A 23,619-nucleotide genomic window follows, 5' to 3' on the forward strand; every position below is an offset into this window, starting at 1 on the left:
GTTTATAGTTTATTGTTCAGATAATATTTCAAGTTTTCTTTCAGCAGAATATCTATCGGCATCAGGTTCACCTTTTCAGAGTTTTGTTTGAACAGCAGATGGCTGCATAAGGATTTGATGCCTTCATAGCCCTGTCTTTCGGGACGCTGCGCAACCAATGCGGTAATCACGCCTTCCGAAAGTAACTGCGTATTCCTCTCGATAAGGTCATAGCCCACCAGTTTCACCGATTGCATGGCTCTTGCTTTCAGATAGTTTCCCAAAATATAGCAGGTAGAATTGAAAATAACAGCTCCTTCGATATTCGGATTTGATTCGAATATTTCATCCAGTTTAGTGAAATTGTACACCGAGTCATTGATTTTCAACTCCACTTCATGCAGATTTCCGGTGAATCCCATTTCTTTCAGATAACGGCAAAAACCTTCTCTGCGGTTTCTTCCTTGGTTAGAGTCATTCTTTCCGCTATGGATAATCCGTGCCGTGAGAATATCGGAAGCAGGAGAAATCCTGTCTGTCAGCAATCTGGCAGCAATAACTCCGGCATCATAAGATTCCGTACCGAAATAGGCTAGCTGATGCTGTCCCTCAATGTTGGAATCGACATAAATATAAGGAATCTCGAACCGGTCGAGTTCCCGCGAAAGCCGGATAACGGAATCGGTAAACAATGTAGCAATTAACACTCCGTCTACCTTTTCGTCCAACAGATTACGGACTATATCATCAAAAGTTTTGTTATTATACTGGTCGAAGAAGAGTTTCGTGATAGTTATATTATAAGACTCCATTTCGGAAGCTGCTTTATCAATGCCTTCTGAAATAGCTTCCCAATACTCTCCCTGAGCAAAAGACGGGGTGATTGCGACAAAGTGATACTGTTTCTTGGAAGCTAAAGACCGCGCCATAAGATTCGGTTGGTAATGCACCATCTCCAAAATAGTCTGCACCTTTTTCCTGTTTTCCTCAGATACCCGTCCACGGTTATGAATAACCCTATCCACCGTACCAACAGAGACACCCGCCATTTTAGCGATGTCTACAATACGAATATTTGAGAATTCTTTATCCATATTTTAATAAGTATCTTGTTTCTCGCTGACAAAAGTAAAATGAATTATTGAATTAAGCAATAGTGTGTGCGCACACACATTCACACACAAGAGAAGATATACTATTAATAATCAGAAGCTTATCAATAAACAGGATATTGCATCCATGTTGTTAAACATAAGAAAAACGGCAGAAAGAATCATAAAAAGTACATTTATAGAACAGAAAAAGATAAGAAACGGAGTACCTTTATTTCGGAAAAGAATGAAAAAGAATGGTAAAACGCGTAAAGTGTGTACGAGCACACATAGAGGTTTTAAGTGATATAAATGACAGATAGTTACTAAATAGAAATTGGTAATCAACTATATCCAAGCTGACTACCAATTCTGGGATTTTTATTTATCCCATTTATCTTTTGCTTTGCCAGCCACTTTATCTGCTTCGGCTGCTACTTTATCAGCAATTTCGGCTCCGGTTTCTACTGCTTTAAGCCCGAGGTTCATCGCTTTTTTTTCGGCGCAAGCTGCTGCGGCCTCTGCGTCACGACCAATGCGGTGGATAGCATCATAAATTTCGCTTTCCAACTGTTTAGCTTTCGCAGTGCGTGAAAGGCGGTAAGCTACCGCACCCAAAATTGACCCGATTCCGAGTCCAATCCAAAAATTACCATGTCTACATTCCATAATTAAATTCCGTTTTTTAGATTAAAAATAAATTATATAAAAATACCTATTTAGATTTTGAGAACAAAGAAGCAATCCATAAAACCAGGATAGCTCCCACCGTGGAAGTAATCAAACTTCCTATCAATCCTGAAGCTGCGAGTCCGAAAAGGGCAAACACCCAACCGCCCAGTACACCTCCAAGAATACCAAGTAATAAATTAATTATAAGGCCAAAACCTCCGCCGCGCATTATTTTACCTGCGAGGAATCCAGCCACAATACCAATAATGATATACCAAATAAAGCTCATATTATCCTCCTTTTTAATTTAACAACAGCAGGTATGGAGAATAGTTCAGTAACCCAAAACTGAATTAACGACAATTTACAATCCTTAGTTTTAGAGAAACAGGAAAGTTTGCGTACCTTTGCAGCCAATTTTTCAGGAACACTTCTAAAGAAATAGGTATCATGGTACAAAATCAGGAACAACCCGTAGGAAAAATTACATTTTCCATCTTAATCGCATTAAGTCTTTCACACTGCCTCAATGACCTTTTACAGTCCGTTGTTTCAGCAGCTTATCCGCTATTCAAAGATGATTTAGGATTGAGTTTCGCGCAAATCGGTCTTATCACACTGGTTTATCAGCTATCGGCTTCGGTCTTTCAACCGATTACCGGAATTATCTTTGATAAATATCCCGTCGCATGGTCGTTGCCTATCGGAATGAGCTTTACAATGGTAGGTTTGGTGAGTTTGGCATTTTCCGATAATCTGTATTGGATATTGCTATCTGTGTTCTTAATCGGAATCGGTTCTTCGGTGCTTCACCCGGAAGCTTCCCGCATCACGTTCCTTGCTTCAGGTGGCAAGCGGGGATTGGCACAATCACTTTTTCAGGTAGGCGGCAATTTCGGTGGTTCGTTAGGACCTTTATTGGTGGCTTTGTTGGTTGCCCCTTATGGAAGACAGCATCTTTTCATATTTGCATTTGTAGCGGTTGCAGCTATCGGAGTCATGTATCCGATTTGCAAATGGTATAAATCTTATCTGAACCGGATGAAGGCTCAAACCGTCAGTGTAAAAACTCCGGTTCATCTTCCCCTGCCTATGGATAAGACGGCTATTACTATCGGTATATTATTAATATTGATTTTCTCGAAATATATCTATATGGCGAGTCTGACCAGTTATTATACATTCTATCTGATTCATAAATTCAATGTTACGGTACAGGATTCGCAGCTATATTTATTTATTTTCTTAGTTGCTACTGCTATCGGAACACTGATTGGTGGTCCGGTAGGTGACCGTATTGGTCGGAAGTATGTCATTTGGGCTTCAATTTTGGGAGCTGCCCCGTTCAGTTTACTAATGCCACATGCTAATTTGATGTGGACTATTATCCTTAGCTTCTGTGTGGGATTGATGCTTTCTTCCGCTTTTCCCGCCATATTGCTTTATGCACAGGAATTGCTTCCTACCAAGCTCGGATTGATATCAGGGTTATTCTTTGGATTTGCATTCGGGGTGGCTGGTGTAGCATCTGCCGTACTCGGTAATTTAGCGGATAAAACGAGTATTGAATATGTATATAATATCTGTGCGTATATGCCACTGCTGGGATTGGTCACATTCTTTTTACCGAATTTGAAGAAGAAAAAGATTGGATAGAAATCTATATAAATCGCCCCGCTATATGAATGATAATAGCAGGGCGATTTATTTATTCTAATATTAGCGAAGCCTTCCTTTAGATTCCTGTTCCAAAGTCTTGGGATTACGGCGGGTATCCCAAAGGGCTATGATGAATACATTATCATTCATTACTGCATATATAAGTTTGCATAGTCTATCAACAGGAATAGAGCGCAATTCCATCTCTTTAAAATCTTCCAGCAAAGGCTCTACTTTTCCAAGAAATGGAAACTCACATAGATTCCGGGTAACATGTACAATTTGTTGTCTGAAAAGGCGGGCTTCTTTCATTGAAAACTGGACTTCAATATAGCAAAGAATATCTTCTAAATCATCCAATGCTTCATAATCCCATATTATTCCCATCGTTCTGTACGCTTCAGCATATCATCCTGTGAAGCATATTCTCCTTGTTTATAACGGACCAAAGCACTTTCTGCACGTTTTGTCATAGTCTCTGTCTCATAATTACAGGGAGATTTCACTTCCTGCTCTTTACGCATAATACGCGATTTACGACGCAAAGCTTTCAAAGCTTTTAAAGCCTCGGCGGTCAAATCGTCATCAGCAATAATAGCAGCCACTTCTTTGAGAAGTGAAGTTCTAAGTTCCATTGTAGACATATTATTATCTCCTTTCTTCGTGATACAAAGTTACAATAAAACAGTTACATAACCTACAAAGCTCATTATATTAACATATTTAATTGGAGATAAAAAACGACCGGTATGCGTCGTCACGACGTATACCGGTCTACAAGTTAAGGTCAAAGTCAAAAAATTAAGAGAGTTATCTATTTATAGGTTAGGGTTAGCGTTAATTTCTTTTTGTGGGATAGCATACAGATAATAAGTGCTGTTCACTGTAAACGGTTTGCCATCCGGGAAACGAAGGAACCAATGTCCTAATGGATTCCGTTTGGCAAAGCTACCGTCTTCTTGCCAGCAATCCACTTCCGTTTTCTGTATTTCATCCGACAAAGCAGTACGTTCTACGGCTCTTTGGGTACGGAGTACATCGGTAATACCGAATCCTTCTCCCCAAAGTTCACGGCGGCGTTCCATCAGAATTTCGTTGACTACATCATCCTGTGATTTTCCCGTCACATCATAATCCCCTACTCCACGGGCATTGCGCAATGTATTCAAAGGCGCTACAGCCTGATTCAATGCTACGCCATCACGGGCTTTCGCTTCAGCTTCAATCAGATACATTTCAGCAGAACGCATCAAGACCAAATCAGCCGTATCGTCCGCACGCATATGAAACTTTTTGTATCCTAAATATCCTTCGCGCATCCACTGAAACAGAGGGATACGAATATCGCCTTCGGTAAAAGTATCTTTCAAATGAGGGTCGGCCATGAAACTACTGTAAGCTCCAACGTATGTGGCATCCAAATAGTAGAAATTATAACTTGCATCCGATTGGGAAGGTATTTGAGGGAATCCCCATATCCATTCCTTATTGGAGACATTATTGAATCCTTCGTATTCGGCAGTGGTTGTCATCAGAGAATATCCTTCACGGGCGGCTTCTGCTGCTTTTGCCGCTTCTTCCCATTGTCCGGTCAGCAAGTAAGCACGAGCCAAAAGTCCGTTGACTACTGCTACATTCGGTTTGAACTTCTGATTATCACCGCTACGGACATAGTTTTTCAAATAATCCTGTGCCAAAGTCAAATCATCGAAAATAAGCTGGTAAACCTGCGCCACTGTTGATTTTCCTTTCGGCACCGTTGAGCTATTACTCGGTTCAGTATAAATAGGAACACAAGGCGCATCTTTATCCTTCAAATAAGTAAACTGATAATGCTGTACCAGGTGCAGGTAGCAGAAAGCACGTAAAGCTAATGCCTGTCCCTGCGCCTGACGGAGTTTTTCCGAATCCCCCTTGATGGAAATAGCAGTATTACAGTTATCTATCGTTTTATATATCAGATACCAGGCAAACTCCGTTCTATTGTTTGAAGAAATAGCTACATCGTTGAACTGATAGGAAGAATTGAACCCATATTTCGGACGGGAAACAACATCACTTGCCATCATATCATCCTGGCACTGAAGTGCACGATAACCGATATTGGCATAAGTACTTGAATAATCGAACAGATTATACCAGGCACCGTTCACAAGTGCTTCCGCATTTTCGGGCACAGGCACTTTTTCGGAACTTACTGCATCTGTCGGGTCTGTATCCAAAAAGCTGCTATTACAGCTCGTTGCCAAAAAGAGAGTGGCAACGGCTGCCAGAATAGATTGTATTTTTATTTTTCTCATAATTTAGTCTGAATTTAGAAAGCAACGTTAATACCTCCGGAGATGGTTCGCATAGCCGGATAGCGATAATAAGTAATACCTGTAATTCCCTGCTCAGGGTCTAATCCCTGATTCCGGTGGATAGTAAATAAGTTATCTCCCTGCACATATACTTGCACACTGCTCAATGACAATTTACTAATCCATTGCTTGGGTAAGTTGTAAGAGAGCGTCAGGTTCTTCAATCGCATATAGGAGTTGTTTTGTAAGAAGCGGGTGGATGCCGAGTTCCAATTGTTAGAGGTTGTACTCAAAGCAGGAACATCGGTATCCCGGTTTTCCGGTGTCCAACGTCGCAGAATTTCTGTCGACCAATCACGTCCTTCCAAACTACCGTTGTGCAGAATCATTGTAATATCACGGTTGTAGATATATCCGCCAATGCTGTAAGCAAAGATAGCAGAGAGGTCGAATCCTTTCCAGGAAAGTGACGTATTGAATCCGCCATATACTTTCGGAAGAGACGATTTGTTGACATAATAATAATCAGCCGAAGCGTAATCATTCGTGGTGATACGTTTTCCTGTCGGGTTGTGGTTGGCATCTTCCTCGTCCATATACCACAATGGGTCTCCATTCTCAGGGTCTACGCCTGCCCATTCTTTCATATAGAAATCATAAACAGAGCGACCTACCTGGAGCTTGTTCACACCGCTTTGCGGCATATCTTTCAATGGAAGGTCTGTCACCTTATTCTTATAGTGAGTGAGGTTCATACCCAGTTTCCATACCCAACCGTTCTGATTGATAATCGTTCCGTTAAGTACCAGTTCTATACCCGTATTCTTCAAAGCTCCTACATTCTCGTCAATAGAACCATATCCCAAAGAGGGAGCTATCGGACGGGAATAAAGCAAGTCTTTCGAACGACGTGTAAAGAAGTCGAACGAACCGGAGAAGCGATTGTTAAACAGAGAGAAGTCAATACCGACGTTAAAGTTCAGGTTCGTTTCCCATTTCAGGTTCGGAGTTGCCATACGGTCGGAGACTAATGCATTCTCGCCCAAATTGGAGACGATACTATAAAGTCCCTTACTTGCATAGTAAGTACCGAGGTTATCATTTCCCTGTGCACCGTAGCTCATTTTCAGAGTCAAGGCAGACAGCCAGTCGGAAGTGCTTGCCATAAACTCTTCACGGTCGATACGCCAGGAAGTACCCAATGACCAGAAATTACCCCAACGAGTCTCCGGCGCAAAGCGTGAAGAACCGTCGCGACGGTAAGACGCTGAGAAGAAATATTTATTCTGATAGTCGTAGAGCAGTTGGGTAAGATAGCCGACCAGCGCATAGTCTATGCGATACCCCGAACCACCGGTCAACTGTGAGCCGACTACCAGTTCCGGCATATCGGGCTGCGCCATTTTAGAACGTGACGCAGTCAGTTCATCATAACGATAAGAATACGCTTCCATACCGGCAAGGACATTGAAATGATGTTCACCAATCGTCTTGTCATAAGTGGCAATATTATTCCATGTCCAGGAGAAAGTACGGGTATTCATCCGGCTGACGCCGCCACCGTTTTCCTTAGCCGGGCCCAGTTTGGGATTTGTATAGTCCAATGTATTATAGTTAATCAAATCGAAGTTGAAACTTGTCTTGAATTTCAATCCTTCGATAATCGTAGCTTCCAGGAAAGTACGGCCGGAAACTTCATCTTTCATACGTTCCGACTTATCCAGAGGCAAAGTAGCGGGCAAGTTCCAGTTAGCCATAGAACCGGAAGGACGATACGAACCGAAATCATAAATACGGTCTCCGCTTTCATCCAGTTTGTAACTACCGTCGGTATTCATTTCATAAATCGGATAAAAACCCGGCATGGTACGTCCGGCTGTAATCACGTTACTCGTTTTGGAGTCGGAAGAAACCGGATAATTCTGCATGGAATGGGCAAAACTCAAGTTGACACCGCCTTTCAACCAGGAAGTTATTTCACTGGTGATGTTGGAACGCAGGTTGAAACGTTGATAACCGGATTCGAGGGCGATACCTTTGTCATTCAGATATCCGGCGGAGAAGAAATACTGATTGGCCTTTCCACCACCGGAAACACTCAGGTTCAGTTCTGTGCGAAGTGCCTGTTGCTCCATAGCGTCGCTCCAATTAGAATCCCATAATGGGTAGGCACCTTCTATCAGTTTACCGTCCGTGCCGACCGGTTGTGCATATTGCGGGCCGTAAGGATTAGGCCCTCCACCCATTAATTTCGTAACCAAATCTTTGGAAGCCTGTGCCGCGGCAGTTGCCGGTGTGTAGTCAGAGCTTTTGGCATACTGATTGCGAAGCGCTTCCCAATATAATTCAAAATATTGGTTCGTGCTGACACGGTCGTAGTCGCGGACTGCGCGGTTGGAACCTCCTAAAGACGCTTTCACTTTTACCGTTGCTTTCGAGTTCTGTTCGCCTTGCTTGGTAGTGATAATAATCACACCATTCGCGCCACGGGAACCGTATAGGGCGGCAGACGCGGCATCTTTCAGAACAGTCATCGAAGATATATCATCGGGATTGATGGAGTTCACACTCCCATCAAACGGGACACCGTCCACCACATAAAGCGGAGCACTGGAAGCGTTGATAGAACCGATACCACGAATACGGATTTCAGCATCCGTACCCGGCTGGCCGCTTGCCGCACTTGCCTGCACACCGGACACGGTACCTTCCAATACACGCGATACGCTGGAAGTCTGCAACTTTTCAATTTCCCCTGCCTTCATAGTCGAAGCAGCTCCGGTAAAACTATATTTCTTGGCAGTGGCATATGCTACTACCATCACCTCGTCCAGTTCTTTACTTTCTGATTCCAAGGCAACATTTATCACATTTCGGTTGTTTACCGGTTGTTCTACTGTGCGCATCCCTACAAAACGGAATACCAAAGTGCCGGTAGCCGGAGCTTCGACAGAGTAATTTCCATCAATATCGGTGATTGTGCCTGAAGATGCTCCTTTCAATTGTACAGATACACCAGGCAAGGGCTCTCCTTCAGAGGTCACCGTACCCGTCACGCGTTTCTCCTGCTGTGCTTCCGCATACAATATATTCCCTGCAAGAAGCAAAAGAGACGCTGCTAATAAACGTAAATAGATTCTCATAATTTTGTGGCTTAATATTTATTTGCTAGCTGTACTAACAGTATATAGAAGTTTTTTGTTTAGGAAACGAAACATTTTTTAGAAGATTGCTAGTATAAATCAACGAAAGGTAGTACATTCGTGAAACCAAAGACATTCATAACGGCTACGAAGAATCGCATGGTAAGACAGATTGTTTTATATATTTCCCTGTTATTGTCGCTCTCCTTACAGGCACAACCTGGAAAGGAGAATATTTCCGTAGCCGACAGTGTGCAGGGAGATTCGGCAAATATCGCCAAACCCGGTGCTTTCAAGAGAGCCATCAAGAAATTCATGAATTTCAGTGATTTCGATACGCTTTACATCAGTCCCAACCGATATAATTATGCGCTGATGGTCACCCATTTCAGCAACTTTGAATATTACTCGGTCACCAGCGAACTTCCCCAACCTCAGAAACTTAGCTTCTCGCCTAATCCGCACAACAAGATTGGATTGTACTTCGGTTGGAGATGGATTTTCCTGGGATGGTCTGTCGATGTCGATGATATTTATCGGAAGACAAACCGGAAGAACAGAGGGACAGAATTTGATTTAAGCCTTTATAGCTCCAAGTTAGGGGTGGACATCTTCTACCGCCGCACGGGTAATAATTATAAGATTCATAAAATCAGGGGATTCTCGGATGAGATTCCGTCCAATTATTCAGAGAACTTCAATGGCCTGAAAGTAGATATAAAAGGATTGAATTTATACTACATCTTCAATAACCGGAAATTCTCTTATCCGGCTGCTTTCAGTCAGTCCACCAATCAACGGCGCAATGCGGGGACATTTATTGCAGGTTTTTCCATATCAAAACACAATCTCGATTTTGACTATCTGCAATTACCGGAACATATACAAGCGAATATGAATCCCGGAATGAAAGTCAATAAGATAAAATATACCAATGCCAATATCAGCTTCGGCTATGCGTACAACTGGGTATTTGCACGCAACTGCCTGGCTTGCCTGTCTCTGACTCCCGCTATTGCCTATAAAGCTTCCGATGTAGACGCGGAAACTCATGAAGGAAAAACATGGTACGGCAAGCTGAATCTCGATTTCCTGCTTCGTGCAGGCGTGGTCTATAATAACGGAAAGTATTTCGTAGGTTCTTCTTTCGTTGGGAAAAACTACAATTATCACCGCAATAATTTCTCTTTGGATAATGGCTTCGGAACTCTCCAGGTATATGCCGGATTCAACTTCAATCTGCGCAAGGAATACAGGAAAAAGAAATCGAAGTAGAAATATCAGAAACCGCCAAACTGTTTGCTTATCCAAAGAATCTTTGTACATTTGCCGCGTTCTTTTCTTAAAAACAAGAATGAGATGAAGCAACAACGCCACATACAGACCACACGCTCCCTTCTTTCCCGCTTCCGCTATTGGGGCAGGAAGAATTACGCCGCCTTTGCGAGTATGGGACGTGAATTCCAAATCGGTCATCTGCATATCAATGTAGTGGACGTTGCCCTTCGCAAGCAGAATGCTGCACAAACTATCCCTTATCATACATTTATGACACTTCAAGAAATTAAAGACCAAGTGTTGGCAGGCGTGGATATATCGCCCGACCAGGCCGCATGGCTGGCCAACATGGCCGACAGCGAGGCGCTTTATGCCGCCGCGCATGAGATTACCGTCGCACGTGCTTCGCACGAATTCGACATGTGTTCCATCATCAACGCCAAGTCCGGCAGATGCCCGGAGAACTGTAAATGGTGCGCACAATCCTCTCACTACAAGACGCAAGCCGAAGTCTACAATCTCCTACCCGCTGAAGAATGTCTCCGACAGGCAAAATACAATGAAGCCCAAGACGTCAACCGTTTCTCCCTCGTCACCAGCGGCCGGAAACCTTCTCCCAAACAGATTACCCAACTTTGTGATACTGTCCGCCATATGCGGCGGCATTCGTCGATTCAACTTTGCGCTTCGCTGGGTTTGCTCGACGAAGAAGAACTGCGTTCTCTGCATGAAGCTGGCGTAACCCGCTATCACTGCAATCTGGAAACTGCTCCTTCCTACTTTTCAACACTCTGCTCTACTCATACACAGGAGCAGAAACTTGCCACTCTCGACGCTGCGCGCCGTGTAGGGATGGATATTTGCTGCGGTGGCATCATCGGTATGGGAGAAACAATGGAACAACGGATTGAATTCGCTTTCACTCTGGAAGAACTGAATGTCCAGTCTATTCCTATCAACCTATTAAGCCCGATACCCGGAACGCCGTTGGAAAACGAAAAGCCCCTGAGTGAAGAAGAGATTCTCAGGACGATTGCCTTGTTCCGTTTCATCAATCCGACAGCTTTTCTGCGTTTTGCCGGCGGACGCTCACAACTCTCTTCCGAAGCTATGCGCAAGGCATTGTATATAGGTATCAATTCCGCCATTGTAGGCGATTTACTGACAACGCTCGGTTCTAAAGTTTCAGAAGACAAGCAAATGATTCAAGAAGAGGGGTATCATTTCGCAGGTTCCCAGTTCGACCGGGAACATTTGTGGCATCCTTATACTTCTACTACTGACCCGCTTCCTGTTTATAAAGTGAAACGGGCGGATGGTGCTACCATTACCCTTGAAGACGGGCGGACACTTATTGAAGGAATGTCATCCTGGTGGTGTGCCGTGCATGGATACAATCATCCGGCATTGAACCAGGCGGCAAAAGACCAACTGGATAAAATGTCTCATGTCATGTTCGGCGGGCTGACACACGACCCTGCCATTGAACTGGGAAAATTATTATTGCCGTTGGTTCCACCGTCCATGCAGAAAATATTCTATGCGGATTCCGGTTCGGTAGCTGTGGAAGTAGCTTTGAAGATGGCTGTACAATATTGGTATGCCGCCGGAAAGCCGGATAAGAATAATTTTGTAACTATCCGCTCCGGTTATCATGGTGATACCTGGAATGCCATGTCCGTATGCGACCCCGTAACGGGAATGCATAGTCTCTTCGGTTCGGCACTTCCTGTCCGCCATTTTGTTCCGGCTCCTTCGTCCCGCTTCGACGGTGAATGGAATCCTCAGGACATCGAACCGCTACGGGAAACAATAGAAAAACATTCGGGAGAACTGGCGGCACTGATTCTTGAACCGATTGTGCAGGGAGCAGGTGGTATGTGGTTTTATCATCCGCAATATCTTCGCGAAGCGGAAAAACTCTGCAAGAAGCATGGACTTCTTCTCATCTTCGATGAAATAGCAACGGGATTCGGACGGACAGGCAAATTGTTTGCCTGGGAACATGCCGAAGTAGAACCGGATATTATGTGCATCGGAAAAGCATTGACCGGTGGATATATGACGCTTTCTGCCGTATTGGCTAGTAATCATGTGGCAGATACTATCTCCAATCATGCACCGGGAGCTTTCATGCACGGGCCGACTTTCATGGGAAATCCACTCGCTTGTGCGGTGGCTCGCGCATCCGTTCGCTTGCTGATTGAATCCGGTTGGCAGGAGAATGTAAAACGAATCGAAGCCCAATTAAAAGAAGAATTGGCACCTGCACGGGAGTTGCCGCAAGTAGCTGATGTAAGGATACTAGGGGCAATCGGAGTAATCGAGATGAAGCGTCCGGTAAATATGGCATTTATGCAACGTCGGTTTGTGGAAGAAGGTATTTGGGTACGTCCATTCGGCAAACTGGTTTATCTGATGCCGCCTTTCATTATTACTCCCGAACAACTAAGTAAATTGACTTCCGGATTACTCAAAGTTATTCAAAAAAGATGACATACAAAAGCAAGTTTTCCTCATCTTCTCCCTACAGTTCGTTCCTCGGTGAGCAACGGGCTGTTCCTCGGTGAGGAAAGGGTGGTTCCCCGGTGAGGAAGACTGCCTTCATCGGTGAGGAACTTACAGGATATTCCGTATATACAATAAGTATCTCATAAACAATAAATTATGATTTCTATTCATCCTATAATCAATACCTGTTATCAAAAATCATAAATAATGACATTAGACTTTATAAATCAGGAGCTTCTTATTCTAAAAGAAAAGAAGAACTATCGCTCTCTCCCACCACTTATCCACGATGGACGGGATGTTATTCTGGACGGACAACGGATGTTGAACCTGTCTTCCAACGATTATCTCGGACTGGCTAATGATGTATCATTAAGAGAGGAGTTCTTAAAGACAATGACTCCCGAAAACTTTCTGCCTACTTCCTCTTCTTCCCGGCTGCTGACAGGTAATTTTTCCGATTATCAAGCGTTGGAACAACAACTGTCAGCTATATTCGGAGCAGAGAGCGCACTTATATTCAATAGCGGTTATCATGCCAATACAGGGATTCTTCCTGCCGTCAGTAATGCGCAAACATTGATTTTTGCGGATAAACTGGTACATGCCAGCCTGATAGACGGAATCAGATTGTCATCTGCGAAATGTATCCGGTATCGTCACAATGATTTATCCCAGTTACAACGATTGATTTCTGAGAATCACAATGCGTATGAGCAAATCATTATTGTTACCGAAAGCATCTTCAGCATGGACGGCGATGAAGCCGACCTTCGTGCTCTTGTCCAATTAAAAAAGAATTATTCCAATATTCTTCTTTATGTGGACGAAGCCCATGCTTTCGGTGTACGGGGAGAGAATGGATTAGGATGCGCTGAAGAACAGGGCTGCATCAATGATATAGACTTTCTGGTAGGTACATTCGGGAAAGCGATAGCCTCAACAGGCGCATACATTGTCTGCCGACAAGTTATCCGGGAATATCTAATCAACAAGATGCGCACGTTTATATTCACAACAGCCCTTCCGCCCATTAATATTCAATGGACTTCGTGGATATTAAAGCACCTGCCCTCTCTCCAACAGAAGAGAACTCATTTACTGCGAATCAGTAAAAAACTAAAGACTGCGCTTTCCGACAAAGGATATAACTGCCCTTCGGTAAGCCATATTGTCCCCATGATTGTCGGAGCAAGCGAAGATACCATACGTAAAGCAGAAGAAATCCAACGCAAAGGATTCTACGCATTGCCTGTACGTCCGCCTACGGTTCCCGAAGGGACATCACGTATCCGCTTCTCATTGACAGCAGACATCACCGAACATGAAATCGACCAACTCATAAATCTGATAAACGGATGAAACAGCATTTTATCATAAAGAATAATCAAAAGCATCTATTGCTTTTCTTCGCAGGCTGGGGAATGGATGAAACTCCATTCCTGCAAATCCGACTGACCGATAAGGATTGGATGATTTGCTATGACTATCGTTCATTAGAGTTCGATGCCGGCATCTTGCAAGAGTATTCCGAAATCACCCTCATCGCCTGGTCAATGGGAGTGTGGGCAGCTTCTCAGATAATGAAACAATATCCTGCCCTGCCCCTCTCTCAAAGTATCGCTATCAACGGCACTCTTTATCCTATACACGAAACGAAAGGAATTACCCCTGCCATTTTCGAAGGAACCCTGCAAGGATTGAACGACCAATCCCTGCAAAAGTTTCAAAGACGAATGTGTGGTTCAATAGCCGATTACAAAGCTTTTCAGACAGTAGTTCCCCAACGTCCCGTCGAGGAACTCAAAGAAGAACTTGCCGCCATACAAAAGCAATACTTATCATTACCACCTTCGGACTTTACATGGCAAAAAGCCATCATAGGAAAGAACGATCGTATCTTCCTGCCGGATAACCAATGGCTGGCATGGAGAAACAAAGTGGATTCCCTTGAATATGCAGAAGCCGCCCACTATCAAGTGGAACTTTTTGATAACGTAATCATGCAAATCAACTAATTATTGATTTATGGATAAACAACTAATTGCCGAACGTTTCTCTAAAGCCATTCCCACCTATCCGCAGGAAGCAAACGTACAGCAGCAGATTGCAGATAAAATGATTCACCTGCTTACAGAACACATATCCTTTCCCTGTTCTAAAGTAATTGAATTCGGATGCGGTACGGGCATTTATTCCCGTATGCTGCTTCAGGCTCTACGACCGGAAGAACTATTACTAAACGACCTTTGCCCGGAAATGAAGTACTGCTGTGAGGATATATTAAGAAAGGAACAGGTTTCCTTTCTTCCGGGTGATGCAGAAACCGTTCCTTTCCCTGCTGAAAGCACATTGATAACTTCCTGCTCGGCTCTGCAATGGTTTGAATCTCCCGAGAACTTCTTCAAAAGATGCAATGCTTTGCTCAACAACCAAGGCTATTTCGCTTTCAGCACTTTCGGGAAAGAGAATATGAAAGAAATACGAGAGCTAACAGGAAGCGGACTCACTTATCGTTCACGGGAAGAGCTTGTAGCAGCCTTGTCGACTCACTTCGACATACTCCATTCGGAAGAAGAACTGATTCCTCTTTCATTTGATAACCCACTAAAAGTACTTTATCATTTGAAGCAGACAGGAGTAACCGGAATATCCAGCTCATCTTCCCAACAACTGCGGACACGTCGTGACTTGCAGTTATTCAGTGAACGTTACACACAAGAATTTACCCAGGGCACTTCAGTGTCCCTGACTTATCACCCTATTTATATCATCGCAAAAAAGAAAGAAATATGAAACAGAATGTATATTTTGTAAGCGGTATCGACACAGATGCCGGGAAAAGCTATGCCACCGGTTTTTTAGCCCGTGAATGGAACAAGAACGGACAACGTACCATTACTCAAAAATTCATCCAAACAGGAAACGTCGGTCATTCCGAAGATATAGACCTGCATCGTCGTATTATGGGAATCCCTTTTACAGAAGAAGACAAGGAAGGACTGACTATGCCGGAAATTTTCTCTTATCCTGCCTCTCCGCATCTCGCTTCCCAACTGGATAACCGTCCCATTGACTTCGACAAAATCAAACGTGCTACGGAAGAATTGAGTAAACGCTACGACTGTGTCCTGCTCGAAGGCGCAGGCGGTTTAATGGTTCCATTAACTACGGAACTTCTGACAATAGACTATATTGCCCAAGAAAATTATCCGCTTATCTTTGTTACTTCCGGCAAATTGGGAAGCATCAATCATACCCTGCTTAGTCTCGAAGCCATACAAAAGCGCGGTATTGTACTGGATACGGTACTTTATAATATGTATCCTACCGTAAAGGATAAAACGATTCAGAATGATACGATGAATTTTATTCAAAACTGGTTGAAAAAGCATTTCCCGGATACGAAGTTTATATTGGTTCCGGAAATAAAAGAGTAGCCGCATAAGTTATTTCACTCAACAACAATCGTACTTATTTGTGGATTATGGCTGTCATATGTAACCTTTACGGGATACATAGAGCCATAATCCTTTATCTTTTGTATAAAAGGGATATTCTCTCTTGTATAGCCTAAAGAAACCTTATTAGAATAGTGTTTGTCTTCAACCATATACTGAAAATGAATAACAAGGTAATAGGAAACACTACCACCTGTTCTTCCTTGTGTCATATTATATTTAGACTCATGACTTACGATATTTCCCACAGTCTCCTTATCATAGTTTTGCGGAGACGAAGAATTATTTAACAAGACAAACATCAACAACACAACAGAGAAAACAATTATGCCAATAGAATATCCAGACCAAAAAGACTCCTTACGTTCAGGTTTCTGAATATATTTCTTCTTCGGGGGCTTTTTTATTATCTTTCGCTTCCTCTTCTGTCGCATAAACCCATCAATCAGCAGCCGAATGTTTATCCAACGCTCTTCTCAATGCCTTGTCCGAAATCGGTTTCGTCACAAAATCATTGCAGCCGGCTTCCAAAGCCAGTTCCTTATCCGCATCGAAAGCATATGCCGTCAAAGCGATAATAGGTATTTCTTTAGAATAAGAACGGATAATATGAGTTGCTTCCAAACCGTCCATGCGAGGCATTTTAATATCCATCAAAATTAAATCCGGATGATACTGCTTATACATTTCTACAGCTTCAAATCCATCTTTAGCCCAAAGCAAGGTATAGTCCTTTCCTATTAAATTCTTTAGCAGGATGAAATTACTTTCTACATCTTCGGCAACCAAAATCCTTTTCACCTGCTGCGAACGACTCGTCGGATTGCTTTTGGACTCCGTATTGATGACTTTAAAAAGCTTGCCCGATTCTCCAATCTTTTCGCAAGGAATCGTAAAATAGAAAGTCGAGCCTTTCCCCAGTTCGGAAGTCACACCAATTTCCCCGCCGATTTTCTCAACAATCATCCGGCAGATAGAAAGCCCCAAGCCTGTGCCTTGTGCGAAGCTGTTCAACTTGACAAAACGGTCAAAGATATGGTCTACCTTTTCCGGTTCTATCCCTATCCCCGTATCTTTCACATACACACGAATTTTCTTTTCCAACCTCTCAAAGCCAAAACGAATCTCGCCTGTGTAAGTAAACTTACCTGCATTGGTGATAAAATTCGTTATCACCTGCATAATACGGTTCGGGTCACCCTCTATCAGCAAATCTTCCTCTCCGTTATCAAGAATAAGAGTCACATCCTCTTTCACCCGGTCCTTATGGATGGCATAAATAGTCCGGCAAGCTTCACCGAGATTCATCGGACGTTTTACATATTCCAATGTACCCGCCTCTATCTTCGACAAATCCAATATATCATTAATGAGCTGCAACAATATATCCGAATTCTGGTTGATAATATCCGAATAAAGTTTCTTCTCTTCGGCAGTCTCGGCAGCAGGCAGTAATTGTGAGAATCCGACAATCGCATTGAGCGGCGTACGAATTTCATGGCTCATATTTGCCAGAAAAGCACTCTTCAACCGGTCGGACTGCTCCGCTTTAAGCCTTGCCTTAATAAGTTCCTGCTCAATACTCTGAAGATTAGTGACATCCCAAGCTATTCCTATCAGTAGCGGCTCACGCCCTTCCATCGGGACAAGCGCTTTCAACGTCTGTACGATACGCGCCTCTCCGGAAACCGTCAGATAAGTTTCCTGCATATCAATACGCTTATGAGTCCGGAGCAACTCCAAATCATCCTTGTGGAACTTCTCCGCATCCTCATGTGACGGAAATATTTCAAAATCCGTATGCCCTATCGCTTTAGAAGCAGGAATACCCGAATGGTCGGCAAACGCCTTGTTCCAATACAAATATCTGAATTCATCTTCCGGGTCTTTCACGAACAGATAAACCGGAATATTATTCAAGATACCATCCAGCAACAAGTTCAATTCGCGAAGTTCATCCCGTTTCTTTATCACATCGGTAATATCCTGCGTAAAGAACCAAGTCAATTCCTGGTCATTCTCACGAATCAGGAAAGTAGAAACCTGATGAATCCTCTTCTTATTTTCCCCCTTACGCACATACGCGGCACGGTAAGCAAAACTGCCATCGTTGTCACGTACTTCTTGAAGCCGTTTCTCCCATGCCTCTTTTGTTTTCATAGAGACAGGCAAATCATATATTTTCTGCGTACCCAATTCCTGGGTAACTCCATATTCCTCAATAAATTGTTTGTTAGCATAAACTAATGTTCCGTCTTCCGCCACGGCGAGGATACTGTCACTCACCTTGTCAAGCACACTCTTGAAAACTTCCAGTTGCCTTTGCGTAGCCCCCCCTTCCGTTATGTCACGGCACATAATCAACACGTACTCTTCGTCCAACGGAAAAATACGGTTTTCGTAATAATGATGTTTACCATTGAAATCAAGCTCGTGGTGCGCAGCCGAAACAGTTCTGGTAGTGATTGCATGACGCATATTGGAGTGTATGTTCTGATAAGCTTCCGGCGGAACCATATCACACATATGCATCCCCACGAAATCTTTGTTTGTCACTCCTACATGATTGGTTTCTTCATTGGATACGACTTCAATCCCCACTTCCTTGTGGTTGAAGACCGTCAGCATATCCGGCAGGGAATCCAGTATCTTTACAGCATACCTCTCCTTAAAACTAACGGAATTGTCATTCCCTTTCTCCTGCCTGAGGGATAAAAGTTCTTTCCTGAGCTGCTCATTTTCTTTTCTAAGCCTCTCCAACTGTTCTACTAATGCCGCTTCTGTTTGTTTACTGTTGTCCATGATATAACGGATAAATACGTACTTATCTGCCAAAAGTAAATATTTTCTTGCAGATAAGTACGTATTTATCCATTTATTTTCAAAGAATCATTCAATCACCATGATTCGGTCATTCAATCCGACTTTCATTCCATCTTCCACAAAAACGTCTTTCACGACACCGTCCGCCACCGAACGTATCTCGTTTTCCATCTTCATAGCCACCAATACACAAAGCGGGTCACCGCGCTTCACGCTGTCCCCCTTCTTCACATACGTTTTCAGTATGACACCCGGCATCGGCGCCTGCACCACCTGCCGTCCCACCGACTCGGCAGCAGAACGTGCATTGTGTATCTTCTCCATCTCTCCCTGCAACTCAATCTGATACAATTCCCCCTTATTCATTATTGTATAAGAATTATTAGAAGAAGGAGAAATCTGCACTCCATGCGAATGATGGTCGATAATAATCGAATGAATGGAGTCACCCCCCATATTATAATCGACCTCATATACTTTGCCATTGACCGCAATCTTCTTGATTGGCCCGTCTTCCAGAATTTCCACCTTATATTCACTATCCGGCATATCCTGAAGTCTGGCATAATATGTAGCTAACGTTGTACCCATAACCTGCACTATTATTTTTTAATTTTTAATTCTCAATACTCAATTTAATAAGATTCTCAATTTAATAATTGTTGGCAGTCATCTGCAACTTACCGTAGTATTTCCAGAGCGATTCTCCTACCACCGGCAAAGTCGTGGCACGTGATGCCGCTTCCTTCTCCCGTTCGTAATGCCGCACCGCGGCAGCGATGACAGCCACTGTCGGGTCTGTATTCTGACGGCGTTTCAAGTCTTCCTTGTCAAAGCGCGTATCAATGAACGTAGTATCATATTCGCCTTTCAGGAAAGCGACATTCTTCAACACACGCTGATGGAAAGGAATCGTCGTTTTGATTCCCAGTATCTTATATTCACGCAATGCACGAGCCATATTAGAGATGGCCGAAGCACGGGTACGTCCCCAGCAACAAAGTTTGGCAATCATCGGGTCATAATGCAAAGAAACCTCGAATCCGGCATAAGCGGCACTGTCAAGGCGAAGGTTACGCCCTTCGGGAGCTTCGCGAACCGTAATCACACCGGGAGAAGGCATAAAGTTATTCTCCGGGTCTTCCGCATAGATACGGCATTCGATAGCCGCTCCGCTGAACTGGATATCATCCTGCTTGTAAGGCAACGGATTTCCGGCGGCAACGGTTATCATATCGCGCACCAAGTCAACTCCCGTACACTCTTCCGTCACCGGATGCTCCACCTGCAAACGGGTATTCATCTCAAGGAAGTAGAAGTTCTGGTCTTTGTCCATCATAAACTCCAGCGTCCCGGCACTATAATAACCGATTCTCTTGCAGGCTTCCACCGCCACTTTCAGCATCTTCTTCCGAGTCTCTTCTTTCACAAAAGGCGAAGGACTTTCCTCTATCACCTTCTGATTACGACGCTGGATAGAACATTCGCGTTCGTACAAATGGACTACATTCCCATACTTATCTCCCATTATCTGCACCTCGATATGATGCGGATTCTCTATGTACTTTTCAATATAAACAGCATCATTGCCAAACGACGTTCCCGCTTCGGATTGGGACAGGCGGAGAGCTGTTTCCACTTCCTCTTCGGAACGTACCAGACGCATCCCCTTTCCCCCGCCACCGGCAAGCGCTTTCAGCATAATAGGATACCCCACCTCATTGGCTACTTTCTTCACTTCATCAATACCCTGCACAGGCGTTTCCGTTCCGGGGACAATCGGCAGTCCGGCTTCACGCATAATCTTGCGCGCTTCCGTCTTGATTCCCATCTTGGCAATAATATCCGCACTCGGGCCGATAAAAATCACTCCTTCTTCTTCACAACGACGGGCAAAATCCGCATTTTCCGACAGGAAACCGTATCCCGGATGAATGGCCGCCCCGGTCTTTTTAGCGATAGACAATATCAATTCCGGTTTCAGATAGGAAGTATCTTCGGGCGATTCGGAAATGCAATAAGCCTCTTCCGCATAGCGGACGTGCAAAGCTCCACGGTCAACATGTGTATAAACAGCCACCGTCGAAATATTCATCACCCGGCATGTACGGAAAATACGCATCGCTATTTCACCCCGATTGGCTACTAATATTTTCTTAATCATAATCTTTTTCTTTTTAGAAGTAAAAACTTTAAAGAGCAATTAAATAATATTAGGCACGGATTACGCGGATTACACGGTTTTTAGCATTAAGGTTACCACATAAAGCAACCGTGAAATCCGTGCCTGAATTTAATCCACAAACAGACTTAAAGCGGAATATTAGAATGTTTCTTGGGCGGATTGGACTGCCGCTTATTGGCAAGCATCTCGAAACTGCGAATCAGGCGCAGGCGGGTTACTGCCGGGTCAATCACTTCATCCACATAACCCAACTCCGCCGCACGATAAGGATTGGCAAACTTCTCGCGATAATCGTCCTGAAGCTCTTTCCGTTTCTCGTCAGGTGTCTGCGACTTTTCTATCTCTTTCCTGAACAGGATATTCACCGCACCGTCCGGCCCCATAACGGCAATCTCGGCAGTAGGGAAAGCCAGGTTCACATCACCGCGAATATGTTTGGAACTCATTACATCATAAGCGCCACCGTATGCCTTGCGGGTAATCACCGTAACTTTGGGCACGGTAGCCTCGCAATAAGCGTACAACAATTTCGCGCCATTACGGATAATACCACCATACTCCTGGTCTACTCCCGGCAAGAATCCCGGCACATCGACCAATGTCAGCAAAGGAATATTGAAAGCATCACAGAAGCGGACAAAACGGGCTGCTTTGACAGAAGCGTTAATATCCAACGTACCTGCCAACACCAACGGCTGATTGGCAACCACTCCTACTGTCTTTCCGTTCAGCCGGATATATCCGGTGACGATGTTCGGGGCAAATTCCGACTGCAATTCGAAGAAGTTATTATCATCGGCTACGGCTTCAATCATCTCCTTTATATTATAAGGCTGATTCGGATTGGTAGGGACAAGATTGGAAAGTTCCGGCGTCGGGCGGGTCGGCGAATCGCTGGTAGCAACAAACGGGGGTTCTTCCATATTATTTCCGGGAAGGTAGGAAATCAGTTCGCGGATATAGTTGATACATTCAATATCGTTCTCGGCAGAAAGATGGGCTACGCCGGACTTGGTCATATGAACGCCTACTCCGCCAAGGTCGTCCTTACTCACCTCTTCCTGCGTCACACTTTTCACGACATCAGGGCCGGTGATAAACATATATCCCGAATTCTTCACCATCAGGATAAAATCGGTCAGTGCAGGAGAATAAACAGCGCCACCCGCGCAAGGGCCCATAATGGCGCTAATCTGCGGGATAACGCCCGAAGCCATCGAGTTGCGGAGAAATATCTCGGCATATCCCGCCAAAGAACGGACTCCCTCTTGAATACGTGCACCGCCCGAATCGTTCAGACCGATGATAGGAGCTCCCATCTGCATCGCCATGTCCATCACTTTGCAGATTTTCTTGGCATGAGTCTCGGACAGGGCACCGCCGAAGACTGTGAAGTCCTGCGCAAAGACATAGACCAGCCGTTTGCCAATCATGCCATATCCCGTCACCACGCCATCACCCGCAAAATTCTGCTTCTCCATGCCGAAATCGGTACAGCGATGAGTCACCAACTTGTCCAGTTCGATAAACGAACCTTTCTCCAACAGTAAATCGATACGTTCACGGGCAGTCAGCTTGCCCACGGAATGTTGTTTTTCAATGCGGGCGTCTCCGCCGCCTTTTTCTGCTTTTCTGTTCAGTTCTTCCAGATTCTTGATAAGCTCTTTCATAGGCTCTATTTATTTAAAGATGTATGTGTGCATAAAAATAGCCCGTTATAAATTAAAATGTTGTCACATTGATTACACAAAGGCATATTTATATAATAAACGTACGATATTCCGAAAATGTTAGCGTTTATGTCTTTAAACATAATTTATCGGCGAAAACACTTTTTTCCCGGCTGCGTCAACAATCTTCCGCTTTTGCTTGTTTAGCACTCATCATTTTAATAAGACCTATACCCTAACGAAAATGAGAACAATTAAATTTCTATTAGCAGCCTGTTTCCTGCTCGCGCTCGGAACAAGCATCCGTGCTCAAGTACAGCGGAATGAAACTTACTTACCCAAATTTGCAATCAAGACCAATGCCCTCTATTGGGCGACTACCACTCCCAACCTCGGTTTTGAAGTGGGACTGGCGAAAAAACTTACTCTCGACGTATCCGGCAATTACAATCCGTGGAAGTTCGGGGAAGACCGTCAGCTCAAACACTGGCTCGTCCAGCCGGAACTGCGTTACTGGCTCTGCGAGCGTTTCAACGGAAGTTTCTTCGGCTTGCACGGACATTACGGAGAGATGAACGTCAGCAACCTGAATATCTTCGGAATGGGACACGACCGTTATGACGGCAACTTATACGGCGCCGGTATCTCTTACGGTTACCAATGGCTGATTAGTAAACGATGGAGCATGGAAGCAACGATTGGCGTGGGATACGCTCGCTTGAAATATGACAAATATGCCCGTGGCGACAATGGTGAAAAACTCGCCCACAAAAGCCGCAATTACTTCGGCCCGACCAAAATCGGACTCAGCTTCATTTATATCATCAAATAGTCGAACTCTCTAAAA

Annotated in this window: 20 protein-coding genes; 8 read left to right on the top strand and 12 right to left on the bottom strand. The window is 44.0% G+C overall.

The window, feature by feature from the left end:
• Positions 1-2: 2 nt before the first annotated feature.
• From BacF7301_RS22005 to BacF7301_RS22015, 3 genes are all read right to left on the bottom strand, one after another.
• Positions 3-1,073 carry a LacI family DNA-binding transcriptional regulator gene (locus tag BacF7301_RS22005; protein WP_167966170.1) on the bottom strand — a complete coding sequence of 357 codons (1,071 nt, stop codon included), beginning with the start codon at positions 1,071-1,073 and terminating at the stop codon, positions 3-5.
• Positions 1,074-1,451: 378 nt separating this feature from the next.
• The gene (locus tag BacF7301_RS22010) at positions 1,452-1,739 is read right to left on the bottom strand and encodes a YtxH domain-containing protein (protein ID WP_167966172.1); all 288 of its coding nucleotides are present in this window, start codon (positions 1,737-1,739) and stop codon (positions 1,452-1,454) included.
• Positions 1,740-1,785: 46 nt separating this feature from the next.
• Complete coding sequence (locus tag BacF7301_RS22015; protein ID WP_167966174.1) at positions 1,786-2,031, bottom strand: GlsB/YeaQ/YmgE family stress response membrane protein; 246 nt, start codon at positions 2,029-2,031, stop codon at positions 1,786-1,788.
• Between the two features lie 161 nt (positions 2,032-2,192).
• On the opposite strand from BacF7301_RS22015, the gene BacF7301_RS22020 reads away from it, so the two are divergent.
• The gene (locus BacF7301_RS22020; RefSeq protein WP_167966176.1) at positions 2,193-3,398 is read left to right on the top strand and encodes an MFS transporter; all 1,206 of its coding nucleotides are present in this window, start codon (positions 2,193-2,195) and stop codon (positions 3,396-3,398) included.
• A 63-nt stretch (positions 3,399-3,461) separates the two neighbouring features.
• On the opposite strand, the gene BacF7301_RS22025 is transcribed toward BacF7301_RS22020, so the two are convergent.
• The 4 genes from BacF7301_RS22025 to BacF7301_RS22040 all read right to left on the bottom strand — a co-directional run bounded on the left by BacF7301_RS22025 (position 3,462) and on the right by BacF7301_RS22040 (position 8,844).
• Positions 3,462-3,788 carry a type II toxin-antitoxin system RelE/ParE family toxin gene (locus tag BacF7301_RS22025; protein ID WP_167966178.1) on the bottom strand — a complete coding sequence of 109 codons (327 nt, stop codon included), beginning with the start codon at positions 3,786-3,788 and terminating at the stop codon, positions 3,462-3,464.
• The gene (locus BacF7301_RS22030) at positions 3,779-4,036 is read right to left on the bottom strand and encodes a hypothetical protein (protein ID WP_167966180.1); all 258 of its coding nucleotides are present in this window, start codon (positions 4,034-4,036) and stop codon (positions 3,779-3,781) included. The genes BacF7301_RS22025 and BacF7301_RS22030 overlap by 10 nt, the downstream gene beginning before the upstream one ends.
• Before the next feature lie 183 nt (positions 4,037-4,219).
• On the bottom strand, positions 4,220-5,701 hold the full coding sequence (locus BacF7301_RS22035; RefSeq protein WP_167966182.1) for a RagB/SusD family nutrient uptake outer membrane protein: 1,482 nt from the start codon (positions 5,699-5,701) through the stop codon (positions 4,220-4,222).
• 14 nt (positions 5,702-5,715) lie between these two features.
• Positions 5,716-8,844, bottom strand: coding sequence for a SusC/RagA family TonB-linked outer membrane protein (locus tag BacF7301_RS22040; RefSeq protein WP_167966184.1), 3,129 nt, complete (start codon positions 8,842-8,844; stop codon positions 5,716-5,718).
• Between the two features lie 159 nt (positions 8,845-9,003).
• On the opposite strand from BacF7301_RS22040, the gene BacF7301_RS22045 reads away from it, so the two are divergent.
• The 6 genes from BacF7301_RS22045 (at position 9,004) to bioD (ending at position 16,073) form a co-directional block, all read left to right on the top strand.
• The gene (locus BacF7301_RS22045) at positions 9,004-10,119 is read left to right on the top strand and encodes a DUF4421 domain-containing protein (RefSeq protein WP_167967281.1); all 1,116 of its coding nucleotides are present in this window, start codon (positions 9,004-9,006) and stop codon (positions 10,117-10,119) included.
• Between the two features lie 84 nt (positions 10,120-10,203).
• On the top strand, positions 10,204-12,618 hold the full coding sequence (gene bioA / locus BacF7301_RS22050) for an adenosylmethionine--8-amino-7-oxononanoate transaminase (RefSeq protein ID WP_167966186.1): 2,415 nt from the start codon (positions 10,204-10,206) through the stop codon (positions 12,616-12,618).
• A gap of 222 nt (positions 12,619-12,840) precedes the next feature.
• Entirely contained in the window at positions 12,841-13,995 is a 1,155-nt protein-coding gene (locus BacF7301_RS22055; protein ID WP_167966188.1) for an 8-amino-7-oxononanoate synthase, read from the top strand.
• Positions 13,992-14,651 carry a DUF452 family protein gene (locus BacF7301_RS22060; RefSeq protein ID WP_167966190.1) on the top strand — a complete coding sequence of 220 codons (660 nt, stop codon included), beginning with the start codon at positions 13,992-13,994 and terminating at the stop codon, positions 14,649-14,651. The genes BacF7301_RS22055 and BacF7301_RS22060 overlap by 4 nt, the downstream gene beginning before the upstream one ends.
• Before the next feature lie 10 nt (positions 14,652-14,661).
• Positions 14,662-15,429, top strand: coding sequence for a malonyl-ACP O-methyltransferase BioC (gene bioC / locus BacF7301_RS22065; protein ID WP_167966192.1), 768 nt, complete (start codon positions 14,662-14,664; stop codon positions 15,427-15,429).
• Positions 15,426-16,073, top strand: coding sequence for a dethiobiotin synthase (gene bioD / locus BacF7301_RS22070; protein WP_167966194.1), 648 nt, complete (start codon positions 15,426-15,428; stop codon positions 16,071-16,073). Before bioC ends, bioD begins: the two co-directional genes overlap by 4 nt.
• Positions 16,074-16,087: 14 nt before the next feature.
• Here the strand turns inward: bioD and BacF7301_RS25990 are convergent, their stop codons facing one another.
• From BacF7301_RS25990 to BacF7301_RS22095, 5 genes are all read right to left on the bottom strand, one after another.
• The gene (locus BacF7301_RS25990) at positions 16,088-16,306 is read right to left on the bottom strand and encodes a hypothetical protein (protein WP_245208281.1); all 219 of its coding nucleotides are present in this window, start codon (positions 16,304-16,306) and stop codon (positions 16,088-16,090) included.
• A gap of 229 nt (positions 16,307-16,535) precedes the next feature.
• Positions 16,536-18,896 (bottom strand): PAS domain-containing protein, encoded by a 2,361-nt coding sequence (locus BacF7301_RS22080; protein WP_167967282.1) that lies wholly within the window; start codon positions 18,894-18,896, stop codon positions 16,536-16,538.
• 87 nt (positions 18,897-18,983) lie between these two features.
• Positions 18,984-19,508, bottom strand: a complete 525-nt coding sequence (locus BacF7301_RS22085) for a biotin/lipoyl-containing protein (RefSeq protein ID WP_167966198.1) — start codon at positions 19,506-19,508, stop codon at positions 18,984-18,986.
• Between the two features lie 61 nt (positions 19,509-19,569).
• Entirely contained in the window at positions 19,570-21,081 is a 1,512-nt protein-coding gene (gene accC / locus BacF7301_RS22090) for an acetyl-CoA carboxylase biotin carboxylase subunit (RefSeq protein WP_167966199.1), read from the bottom strand.
• Between the two features lie 146 nt (positions 21,082-21,227).
• Entirely contained in the window at positions 21,228-22,772 is a 1,545-nt protein-coding gene (locus tag BacF7301_RS22095) for an acyl-CoA carboxylase subunit beta (RefSeq protein WP_167966201.1), read from the bottom strand.
• 244 nt (positions 22,773-23,016) lie between these two features.
• Between BacF7301_RS22095 and BacF7301_RS22100 the strand changes: the two genes are divergently transcribed.
• The gene (locus BacF7301_RS22100; RefSeq protein WP_167966203.1) at positions 23,017-23,604 is read left to right on the top strand and encodes a DUF3575 domain-containing protein; all 588 of its coding nucleotides are present in this window, start codon (positions 23,017-23,019) and stop codon (positions 23,602-23,604) included.
• The last annotated feature ends 15 nt before the right edge of the window (positions 23,605-23,619 follow it).

The organism is Bacteroides faecium (assembly GCF_012113595.1).
Lineage (GTDB): Bacteria > Bacteroidota > Bacteroidia > Bacteroidales > Bacteroidaceae > Bacteroides > Bacteroides faecium.